The sequence below is a fragment of the Streptomyces sp. NPDC001108 genome, assembly GCF_053598535.1.
Map to the genome: position 1 here is coordinate 429,264 of NZ_JBSFKL010000005.1, position 10,296 is coordinate 439,559.

Genomic DNA, 10,296 nt, shown 5'->3' on the forward strand with positions numbered 1-10,296 from the left:
GGCGGAACGATCAGGCCGGCTCGGCCGGGTGCGGGGCCATCGGCAGCAGGGCGGAGAGCCGCTCCTCGCACAGCTCGGCCAGCCGCTGGTACGCCTTCTCGCCCATCATCTCGGTGAGCTCGGGCCGGTACGAGACGTACACCGGCTCCCCGGCCCCGTGCGCCGAGGTCGCCGAGGTGCACCACCAGTGCAGGTCGTGGCCGCCGGGGCCCCAGCCCCGGCGGTCGTACTCGCCGATCGACACCTGGAGCACCCGGGTGTCGTCGGGCCGGTCGATCCAGTCGTAGGTGCGCCGGACCGGCAACTGCCAGCAGACGTCCGGCTTCGTCTCCAGCGGCTCCCGGCCCTCGCGCAGCGCCAGGATGTGCAGCGAGCAGCCGGCGCCCGCCGCGAACCCCGGCCGGTTCTGGAAGATGCACGAGCCCTGCCAGCGGCGGGTCTGGCGCTCCCCGTCGTCGTCGACCTCGACCCAGCCGGTGCCGGTGCCGACGTCGTGGAACTGCCACAGCTCAGGTGTCAGCCGCTCGACGTGCGAGGCCACCCGCCGCTCGTCGTCCTCGTCCGAGAAGTGCGCGCCCAGCGTGCAGCAGCCGTCGTCGGCCCGGCCCGCCTGGATGCCCCGGCAACCGCTGCCGAAGACGCAGGTCCACCGGGAGGTCAGCCAGGTCAGGTCGCAGCGGAAGACCTGCTCGTCGTCCTCGGGGTCGGGGAACTCGACCCAGGCGCGGGCGAAATCGATCCCCACCTCGTCGTCGGCACCGTCCCCGGCGGGGGCCGGACCGTTCACTTCCCGCTGCATCGCCTGCTCCGCCTTCTGCTTCTTCGTGTTTTTGCCCGGCTTCGCCTTTTTCGTCTTTGGCACGTGCCCAGCGTACGGCCGACGGAGGGCCGGACGGCGGGCCGGAGCGGGGCGGGAGCACCCCCGGACCACCGGTCGGAGCGGTCTTGGGGCCCGGTAGCGTTTCGGCCATGAGACTCGGAGTCCTGGACGTGGGTTCGAACACGGTGCACCTCCTGGTGGTGGACGCGCACCCCGGAGCGCGTCCGCTGCCCGCGCATTCCCACAAGGCCGAGCTGCGCCTGGCCGAACTCCTCGACGAGGACGGGGCGATCAGCCCCGAGGGTGTGGACCGGCTGGTCGCCACGGTCGCCGACGCGCTCCAGGCCGCCGAGGACAAGGGGTGCGAGGACGTCCTGCCGTTCGCCACCTCGGCGGTGCGGGAGGCGAGCAACGCCGACCGGGTGCTGGCCCGGGTGCGCGAGGAGACCGGTGTCGACCTCACCGTCCTGAGCGGCCCGGAGGAGGCCCGGCTCACCTTCCTCGCCGCGCGCCGCTGGTTCGGCTGGTCGTCGGGGCGGCTGCTGGTGCTCGACATCGGCGGCGGTTCGCTGGAGGTCGCGTACGGCATGGACGAGGAGCCGGACGTGGCGGTCTCGCTGCCGCTCGGGGCGGGCCGGCTCACCGCCGGGTGGCTGCCGGGCGATCCGCCCGACCCGGCGGACGTGAAGGCGCTCCGCCGCCATGTGCGCGCCACCATCGCCCGCAGCGTCGGGGAGTTCACCCGCCTCGGACGCCCCGACCACGTCGTGGCCACCTCCAAGACCTTCAAGCAGCTCGCCAGGATCGCGGGCGCCGCACGCTCCACCGAGGGCCTGTACGTCCAGCGCAACCTCTCCCGCAAGGCGCTGGAGGAGTGGGTGCCCCGGCTGGCCGCGATGACCTCCGCGCAGCGCGGCGGCCTGCCCGGCGTCTCCGAGGGCCGGGCCGGCCAGCTGCTCGCCGGGGCGCTGGTCGCGGAGGGCGCGATGGACCTGCTCGGCGTCGAGGAGCTGGAGATCTGCCCCTGGGCGCTGCGCGAGGGCGTCATCCTGCGCCGCCTGGACCACCTGCCCGCGGAACGGGCCGCCCTGACCTCACCGGGCTGAGGGCCGGGGGGCCACGGGGACGCCCGGCCCCATGGTCCTGCTCACTTTCCGCCACGGTCCCTCGGCGCGACGTACCGCTGCCCGTACGCTGTCCCAGTGGCAGAACCAGTGGTGCGCGTCCCGGATGCGAAGGTCGCCCTGTCGACGGCTTCGGTCTACCCGGAGTCGACGGCGACGGCCTTCGAGATCGCCGCGCGCCTGGGCTACGACGGCGTCGAGGTCATGGTGTGGACCGACCCCGTCAGCCAGGACATCGAGGCACTGCGCCGGCTCTCGGACTACCACGGGGTGCCGATCCTGGCCGTCCACGCGCCCTGCCTCCTGATCACCCAGCGCGTCTGGTCCACCGACCCGTGGGTGAAGCTCCAGCGGGCCCGGACGGCGGCGGAGCGGCTGGGCGCTTCCACCGTCGTGGTCCACCCGCCGTTCCGCTGGCAGCGCCACTACGCGCGCGACTTCGTCACGGGCATCTGGCGGATGGCCGACGAGACCGATGTGCGGTTCGCCGTCGAGAACATGTACCCCTGGCGCTACCGGGACCGCGAGATGCTCGCCTACGCCCCCGAGTGGGACGTCACGGCCAACGACTACCGCCACTTCACCGTGGACCTCTCGCACACCGCGACGGCCCGCACCGACGGCATGGCGATGGTCGGGCGGATGGGCGACCGGCTCGCCCATGTCCACCTCGCCGACGGCAAGGGCTCCAACAAGGACGAGCACCTGGTGCCCGGCCGGGGCGACCAGCCCTGCGCCGAACTCCTGGAGCACCTGGCCCGTACCGGCTTCGACGGCCACGTCGTCATCGAGGTCAACACCCGCCGGGCCATGTCCGCCGCGGAACGCGAGGCCGACCTGGCGGAGGCGCTGGCCTTCACCCGCCTCCACCTGGCCTGGTCCCCGACCGGGACGCAGCACCCGTAGCGCGGCCTCCCGGACCGGCGGCGCACCCGGCAGTTTCGTCCCGCATATCGGACACTCTGTCCAGATCTTGGAGCGGGGGGCGTACGCTCGAAGACAGTCCTTAACGTCGAAGGAGCGAGAGACGATGCCCCAGCTGAGGTCCCGCACTGTCACTCACGGCCGCAACATGGCGGGCGCCCGAGCCCTCATGCGGGCCTCGGGCGTAGCGAGCGAGGACATCGGCAAGCCGATCATCGCGGTCGCCAACTCCTTCACCGAGTTCGTCCCCGGCCACACCCACCTGGCGCCGGTCGGCCGGATCGTCTCCGAGGCCATCAAGGCGGCGGGCGCCGTGCCCCGCGAGTTCAACACCATCGCCGTCGACGACGGCATCGCGATGGGCCACGGCGGGATGCTCTACAGCCTCCCCTCCCGCGACCTGATCGCCGACTCCGTCGAATACATGGTCGAGGCGCACTGCGCGGACGCGCTGATCTGCATCTCCAACTGCGACAAGATCACCCCGGGCATGCTGATGGCCGCGATGCGCCTCAACATCCCGACGGTCTTCGTCTCCGGCGGCCCGATGGAGGCCGGCAAGGCCACCCTGGTCGACGGCACGGTCCGCAAGCTCGACCTGGTCAACGCGATCAGCGACGCCGTCGACGAGAGCATCTCCGACGAGGACATCCTCCGCATCGAGGAGAACGCCTGCCCCACCTGCGGCAGCTGTTCCGGCATGTTCACCGCCAACTCGATGAACTGCCTGACCGAGGCGCTGGGCCTCTCCCTCCCCGGCAACGGGTCCGTCCTCGCCACCCACACCGCCCGCCGGGCGCTGTACGAGGAGGCCGGCCGCACGATCGTCGAGATCACCCGGCGCCACTACGAGCAGGACGACGCCACCGTCCTGCCCCGCGCCATCGGCACCCGCGCCGCCTTCGACAACGCCATGGCGCTCGACATCGCCATGGGCGGCTCCACCAACACGATCCTGCACCTGCTGGCCGCCGCCCAGGAGGCCGAGCTGGACTACGACCTGGCCGACATCGACGCCGTCTCGCGCCGCGTCCCCTGCCTGGCGAAGGTCGCCCCCAACGTCGCCCCCGGCGGCACGTACTACATGGAGGACGTGCACCGGGCCGGCGGCATCCCCGCCATCCTCGGCGAGCTGCACCGCGCCGGACTCCTCGCCGAGAACGTGCACGCGGTCCACTCCGACTCCCTCGACCAGTGGCTGAAGGACTGGGACGTCCGCGGCGGCTCCCCCTCCCCGGAGGCCGTCGAGCTGTGGCACGCCGCCCCCGGCTGCGTCCGCTCCGCCACCGCCTTCTCCCAGTCCGAGCGCTGGGAGACCCTCGACCTCGACGCCGCCGGCGGCTGCATCCGCGACCTGGCGCACGCCTACTCCAAGGACGGCGGCCTGGCGGTCCTCAAGGGCAACCTCGCGGAGGACGGCTGCGTCGTGAAGACGGCGGGCGTCGACGAGTCGATCTGGACCTTCGAGGGCCCGGCGGTCGTCTGCGAGTCGCAGGAGGCGGCCGTCGACAAGATCCTCCGCAAGGAGATCAAGGAGGGCGACGTCGTCGTCATCCGCTACGAGGGCCCGCGCGGCGGTCCCGGCATGCAGGAGATGCTCTACCCGACCTCCTTCCTCAAGGGCCGCGGCCTCGGCAAGAGCTGCGCCCTGGTGACCGACGGCCGCTTCTCCGGCGGTACGTCGGGCCTGTCCATCGGCCACGCCTCGCCGGAGGCCGCCTCGGGCGGCACGATCGCCCTGGTCGAGGACGGCGACCGGATCAGGATCGACATCCCGGGGCGCTCGATCGAACTGCTGGTCCCCGAGGCCGAGCTGGCCGCCCGCCGGGCCGCGCTGAACGGCACGTACGCCCCGAAGGACCGCGAACGCAAGGTCAGCGTCGCCCTGCGGGCCTACGCCGCGATGGCCACCAGCGCCGACCGGGGCGCGGTGCGCGACGTCTCCAAGCTCGGCTGAACCTCCGCGTACCCGGACCCCGTCCGCCGGTGAACCCTCACCAGCGGGCGGGGTCCGCGCCGTCCACGGCGAACACGGACCCGTCGGGCGCCGTCCCGACGACCGCCCGGCCCACCACCACCGGGGCGGGCAGCCCCGCCGCGTAGCCGAGCCGCCCGTCCCGCAGCCGGGGCCCGGTCTGCCCCAGCAGCTTCCCGCGACCGGTGTCCACGGCCAGCAGCCGCCCGTCCGCCGCCGAGAAGTACAGCCGGTCCCCGGCGGCGAGCACCGGCGCCGAGGTCCGCCCGGCGGCGGTCTCCAACTGCCAGCGCACCGCGTCCCCGGCGTCCGAGGCACCGCCCCCCGCCCGGGTGTCGACGGCCACCAGCGTCCCGCCGCGCCCCAGCAGATAGGCGGTGTCCCCGCCCACCACGACCTCCGGATCGTTCATCCGGAACGGCAGCGCGGTCCGGACGGCCTTCCGCGTCTTCGGGTCGTAGCCGACCAGCCCGACCGTCTGGGTGTCCCCGTTCATCTCGGTCAGCACGAGCGCCCCGTCCGCGCTCCCCACCGGCGTCAGCATCCCGTCCAGCCGCCGCTGCCAGGCCGTGCGGCCCGACGCGGGATCGACGGCCGTGATCAGCGTGCTCGACCCGTACGACGAGTTCTCGAAGGCGTAGGCCAGCCCGGTGCCCGCGTCGTACAGCGCGTAGTCGGGGCGCCGGTGCCCGGCGAGCGCGTGCCGCCACAGCGAGACCCCGGTCGCGGCGTCCAGCGCCTCGGTCGTGCCGTCCCCGGCGACCAGCAGAAGGGTGTCGCCCGCGGCGAAGGGGGTGCCCTCGTACGGGGAGAGGTCCGCGCTCCAGACCGGCCCGCCCTCGGCGGGGTCGTACGCCCGGATCCTCCCGCCCGGCACCGCCGTGTGCACCAGACCGCCGGAGACCGACACCACCCCGGCCGGGGCACCGGCCACCGCATGCCGCGCCCACGTGATCCGCCCGTGGACGGGGTCCAGCCGGGCCGCCCCGGTCCCGTCCGCCGCGCAGTACAGGGCGGAGCCGTCCGGGGCCGCGCAGACCGGCGTCGTCTTCTCGCCCAACGCGATGTCCCACGGCGAGAACTCCTCCGCCACGTCCTCCTCCGCGCCCTCGGCCGGACCCTCCGCCGCCGCCCCGCCGGAGCCGCCGAGCACCGCGCCCGACCCCACGGCCCACGCCCCGCCCGCGCCCATCACCAGCAGCACCGCCGTGGCCGCCAGCCACCGCCGCTTGCCGCCGCCCGCCCGGACCCGCCCGCCCGCCGCCCGCACATGCGTGTCGGCGTCCGTGTCCCCGCCACCGGGTTCCGGGGCGAGCACCGAGGTGGCGAGCGGCCGCCGCTGCACCGGTACGAACGCGGCGGCGTCGTACGACGGCGGCCGCAGCGCCGCCATGATCTCGTCGGGGGTGGGCCGCTCGGCCGGGTCCTTCGCCAGGCACCGCCCGATCAGCGGGGCCAGGTCCTCGGGCACCCCCGCCAGATCCGCCTCGTCGTGCACCACCTGGTACGCCACGATGTACGGACTGTCCGAGTCGAAGGGCCCCCGCCCGGTCGCCGCGTGGACGAGCACGGCCCCCAGCGCGAACACGTCGGCGGCGGGCCCTACCTCGCGCGGCCGCTGGAACTGCTCGGGCGCCATGTACGGCGGCGAACCGATCAGCTTGCCGGTCTCGGTGCGCAGATCGCTGTCGTAGGGGCGGGAGATCCCGAAGTCGATGACCTTGGGCCCGGAGTCGGCGAGCAGCACGTTGCTCGGCTTGAGGTCGCGGTGGATGACCCCGGCCCGGTGGATGTCGCGCAGCGCCTCCGCGAGCCCCGCGGTCAGCCGCCGGAGCGCGGCGGGGGCCATCGGCCCGTTCCGCTTCACCTGGTCGGAGAGGGTCGGACCGGGAACGTACAGGGTGGCCATCCAGGGCAGCTCGGCGTCCGGATCGGCGTCGACGACGGGTGCGGTGAAGGCGCCGCTGACCCGCCGGGCCGCCCCGACCTCCTGCCGGAAACGCGCCCTGAACTCGGGGTCCGAGGCGTACTGCTGATGCACCACCTTGACGGCGAGCTGGAGCCCGGAGGCGGAGCGCGCCAGATGCACGACCCCCATGCCCCCCGCGCCCAGACGCGTCTCAAGGCGGTACTGGCCCGCATGGTCCGGATGTTCCGCTTCCGGACCGGCACCGGTACCTCGCAGCGGCGGCATCGCCCACCCCCGTGTGTTCGTCCGCAAGCGCGACGCACGGAGCCTAGTCGATGGTGCGTGCGATACGGATGGGGCTTGTAGCCTGCGCGTCGTACCTGTCGTACGGGCCGGATTCCGGCCGTACGGACCGTCTTGCGAGGGGGAGGCCCTGATGGCCATGGACGAAGAGAACGACGTGACGACCGCGGAAGCCGTGGACGCGGACGGCGCCGCGCCCGAGGACGTCGACCCCGTGGCGCTCGCCGCGGAGGACGGCGTCACCCGGTACCCGGTCGCCCCCGGCTACCGCGTCAACGTCCGCCGGGGCCCGGGCACCAAGTACGGCATCGTCCGCACACTCCCCTACGGGGTGAAGGTGGGGATCTACTGCCAGAAGGCGGGCGAGTCGGTCAAGGGCCCCTACGGCACCTCGAACATCTGGGACAACATCGCCAACGGCCAGTTCGTCTCGGACGCCTACGTCCACACCGGCAGCGACGGCTACATCGCGCCCCGCTGCGACTGACCGGCAGGGCTCCCGCCGTACCCGCCCGGGGATAATCGGCTCCGTGAGCGAGAACAGCGAAGCCCCCGGCACCGGAGCCGCGCCCGGCTCCACCACCCCCGGCCCGCACCCCGAGCCCCTGCGTTTCTTCGGTACGACCTGGGTCGACCACAGCGGGGGCTACGGGCTGCGCCGGGTGGGCGCGGCGGTCGGCTCGCTGGCCGCCGCGGTCGCCTCCTGCTTCGTACTGCGCTTCGCCTTCCAGGGCCTGGAGATCGCCGACGTCGGCAGCTTCGTCGGCATCCTCGTGGTGCTGATGTTCGCCGTCTGCAGCGCCGTCGCCTTCCGCAAGACCTGGGAGGGCTTCGGCCGCCGCCCCGCCGACCCGGAGCGCGAGGCGAGCCTGCGCGGCATCAAGACGATCGGCTTCGTCGGCTCGCTGCTCGCGTACTTCTTCCGCACGTTCCGGGAGGCCCCGGGCGAACGGCTGCACCGCGAGGAGTACGAGGCGGCCGTGGCCCGCTACGAGAAGCGCCGCTCCACCCGCACCGGGAACCCGGCGGCCCGCAAGCAGAACCGGTCCGCCAAGCAGGGCGGCACCAACAGGCCCAAGCGCCCCAAGCGCCCGTAGCGCCACGAGCCCGCGCCCTGGCGCGGTGCGTCCATGGCGGCCACGATGACCCCATGGACCCCGCCGACCCCGCAGGCCCCACCGTCCCCGACACCACCGCCCCGCCGACGTCCCGGGCGCTCTCCTTCGACCGGGCGGCCGCCCAGTACGCCGCCGCCCGCCCCGGATATCCGCCCGCGCTCCTCGACGCGGTGGAGGAGTTGGCCGGCCGCCCCCTGCGCGGCGCCCGCACCGCCGACGTCGGCGCCGGCACCGGCATCGCCACCCGGCTGCTGCACGAGCGCGGCGCCCGGGTCACCGCCGTCGAGCCCGGTCCCGGCATGGCGGCGGAGCTGCACCGCTCGCTGCCGCACCTGCCCGTGGTGCGCGGCGACGGCAACCACCTCCCCCTCGCCACCGCCTCCGCGGACCTGATCACCTACGCCCAGTCCTGGCACTGGACCGAACCGGAGCTGGCCGCCCCCGAAGCGGTACGGGTCCTGCGTCCCGGGGGTGCCCTCGCCCTGTGGTGGAACATCTCGGACCAGTCGGTCCCCTGGGTCGCCGAACAGGACGCCCGCCTCCGCCGCTTCCTCGGCGCCGGGGAGTCCGTCCACGGCCACCCCGGCCGCGCCGTCCGCACCCTGCCGCCCGCCCTCGACTTCGCGCACCGCCTGCTGCGCTGGACCCGGCGCGTCCCCCTCGACACCCACCTCGCCAACCTCGGCAGCCACTCCGCCCTCCTGGTCATCGGCGACGCACGCACCCGGACCTTCCTCACCGAGGAGCGCGACCACCTCGCGCAGGTCTTCCCGGACGGCACGGTCGAGGAGAGCTACGCCGTCCAGCTGTACGTGGCGACCACCCCGACGACCTGACGGGCCTTGGGGGAGGATGGCGGGCAACGAGCACCGAGAACCGTCAGCACCGCCCGGAGGGTGAACCGCATGGCCCAGACAGTCGCAGTCCTCGGCACCGGAAAGATCGGCGAGGCGCTGCTCAGCGGCATGATCCGGGCGGGCTGGCGACCGGCGGACCTGCTGGTCACCACCCGCCGCGCCGAGCGCGCCGAGGAGCTCCGCAACCGGTACGGCGTCGACTCCGTGGACAACGCCGAGGCCGCCACCCGCGCCGACATCCTCATCCTCGCGGTGAAGCCCCAGGACATGGGCCGCCTCCTCGACGAGCTCGCCGGGCACCTGACCCCCGACCGCCTGGTCATCAGCGCGGCCGCGGGCATCACCACCGCGTTCATCGAGGAGCGCCTCGCCGCGGGCACCCCGGTCGTCCGCGTCATGCCGAACACCCCGGTCCTGGTCGACGAGGGGATGTCCGTCATCTCGGCGGGCAGCCACGCCACGCCCGAGCACCTCGCCGCCGCGGAGGCGATCTTCGGCGGCGTCGGCAAGACCCTCCGCGTCCCCGAGTCCCAGCAGGACGCGGCGACCGCCCTGTCCGGCTCGGGGCCCGCGTACTTCTACTTCCTGGTCGAGGCGATGACCGACGCGGGCATCCTGCTCGGCCTGCCCCGCGCCCAGGCCCACGAACTGATCGTCCAGGCCGCGATCGGCGCCGCCGTGATGCTCCGCGACAGCGGCGAACACCCCGTCAAGCTGCGCGAGGCCGTCACCAGCCCGGCCGGCACCACCATCAGCGCCATCCGTGAGCTGGAGAACCACGGCGTACGGGCCGCCCTCATCGCCGCCCTCGAAGCCGCCCGCGACCGCAGCCGCGAACTGGCCTCCGGCAACGGCTGAGCCGGCGGTGAGCCAGAGGTTGACACGGCCCGCCCCGATCCGTAGTGTGCTCCGAGTTGTCCGACGTGAGCGCCGACTCCGGTCGGTCCCCGGACAGCCAATCCGCAGTAATCACTTCTGACCAGCGACACCTGTCGTCCGGTTTTTCGTGCGCATTTGCGGAAAGAGGAATCCGCGTTCGCGAGAACGCCCCCGATTAGCGTCGGAGCCAAGGAATCCGCTAAAGTCTCACTCGTCGGAACGGCCCAAGGGTCGGGAAGACAAACCCCGCTGACTGGGAATCAGGCCCGAAAGGATCTGATAGAGTCGGAATCGCCGGAAAGGGAATCGCGGAAGCGAGGAACTGGAAAGCGAAACCCGCTTCGACCGGGAATCGGGACTCGAAAGAGTCTGATAGAGTCGGAAACG

9 protein-coding genes are annotated in these 10,296 nt (G+C 73.3%); 7 read left to right on the plus strand and 2 right to left on the minus strand.

Annotated elements, in window-relative coordinates; genetic code table 11:
* Window positions 1-10: 10 nt before the first annotated feature.
* On the minus strand, window positions 11-862 hold the full coding sequence (locus ACWC97_RS15390) for a hypothetical protein (RefSeq protein ID WP_450649629.1): 852 nt from the start codon (window positions 860-862) through the stop codon (window positions 11-13).
* 107 nt (window positions 863-969) lie between these two features.
* Between ACWC97_RS15390 and ACWC97_RS15395 the strand changes: the two genes are divergently transcribed.
* From ACWC97_RS15395 to ilvD, 3 genes are all read left to right on the plus strand, one after another.
* Complete coding sequence (locus tag ACWC97_RS15395) at window positions 970-1,926, plus strand: Ppx/GppA phosphatase family protein (RefSeq protein WP_352275482.1); 957 nt, start codon at window positions 970-972, stop codon at window positions 1,924-1,926.
* Window positions 1,927-2,022: 96 nt separating this feature from the next.
* The gene (locus tag ACWC97_RS15400) at window positions 2,023-2,850 is read left to right on the plus strand and encodes a sugar phosphate isomerase/epimerase family protein (protein WP_352275481.1); all 828 of its coding nucleotides are present in this window, start codon (window positions 2,023-2,025) and stop codon (window positions 2,848-2,850) included.
* A gap of 124 nt (window positions 2,851-2,974) precedes the next feature.
* Window positions 2,975-4,825 carry a dihydroxy-acid dehydratase gene (gene ilvD / locus ACWC97_RS15405; protein WP_392281471.1) on the plus strand — a complete coding sequence of 617 codons (1,851 nt, stop codon included), beginning with the start codon at window positions 2,975-2,977 and terminating at the stop codon, window positions 4,823-4,825.
* 37 nt (window positions 4,826-4,862) lie between these two features.
* Here ilvD and ACWC97_RS15410 read toward each other — a convergent pair whose 3' ends face one another.
* Entirely contained in the window at window positions 4,863-7,037 is a 2,175-nt protein-coding gene (locus tag ACWC97_RS15410) for a serine/threonine-protein kinase (protein WP_450649654.1), read from the minus strand.
* Window positions 7,038-7,188: 151 nt separating this feature from the next.
* Between ACWC97_RS15410 and ACWC97_RS15415 the strand changes: the two genes are divergently transcribed.
* The 4 genes from ACWC97_RS15415 (at window position 7,189) to proC (ending at window position 9,888) form a co-directional block, all read left to right on the plus strand.
* Window positions 7,189-7,542, plus strand: a complete 354-nt coding sequence (locus ACWC97_RS15415; RefSeq protein ID WP_352275478.1) for an SH3 domain-containing protein — start codon at window positions 7,189-7,191, stop codon at window positions 7,540-7,542.
* A gap of 43 nt (window positions 7,543-7,585) precedes the next feature.
* Window positions 7,586-8,152, plus strand: a complete 567-nt coding sequence (locus ACWC97_RS15420) for a hypothetical protein (RefSeq protein ID WP_352275476.1) — start codon at window positions 7,586-7,588, stop codon at window positions 8,150-8,152.
* A 53-nt stretch (window positions 8,153-8,205) separates the two neighbouring features.
* On the plus strand, window positions 8,206-9,009 hold the full coding sequence (locus tag ACWC97_RS15425; protein ID WP_450649632.1) for a class I SAM-dependent methyltransferase: 804 nt from the start codon (window positions 8,206-8,208) through the stop codon (window positions 9,007-9,009).
* 69 nt (window positions 9,010-9,078) lie between these two features.
* Window positions 9,079-9,888, plus strand: a complete 810-nt coding sequence (gene proC / locus ACWC97_RS15430) for a pyrroline-5-carboxylate reductase (protein ID WP_450649634.1) — start codon at window positions 9,079-9,081, stop codon at window positions 9,886-9,888.
* Window positions 9,889-10,296: the final 408 nt, after the last annotated feature.

What these genes read in the sequence shown, in the direction of transcription:
- ACWC97_RS15415 (WP_352275478.1), top strand. Translation starts at nt 7,189, where the DNA reads ATGGCCATGGACGAAGAGAACGACGTGACGACCGCGGAAGCCGTGGAC.
- proC (WP_450649634.1), top strand. Translation starts at nt 9,079, where the DNA reads ATGGCCCAGACAGTCGCAGTCCTCGGCACCGGAAAGATCGGCGAGGCG.
- ACWC97_RS15410 (WP_450649654.1), bottom strand. Translation starts at nt 7,037, where the DNA reads ATGCCGCCGCTGCGAGGTACCGGTGCCGGTCCGGAAGCGGAACATCCG.
- ACWC97_RS15425 (WP_450649632.1), top strand. Translation starts at nt 8,206, where the DNA reads ATGGACCCCGCCGACCCCGCAGGCCCCACCGTCCCCGACACCACCGCC.
- ilvD (WP_392281471.1), top strand. Translation starts at nt 2,975, where the DNA reads ATGCCCCAGCTGAGGTCCCGCACTGTCACTCACGGCCGCAACATGGCG.
- ACWC97_RS15395 (WP_352275482.1), top strand. Translation starts at nt 970, where the DNA reads ATGAGACTCGGAGTCCTGGACGTGGGTTCGAACACGGTGCACCTCCTG.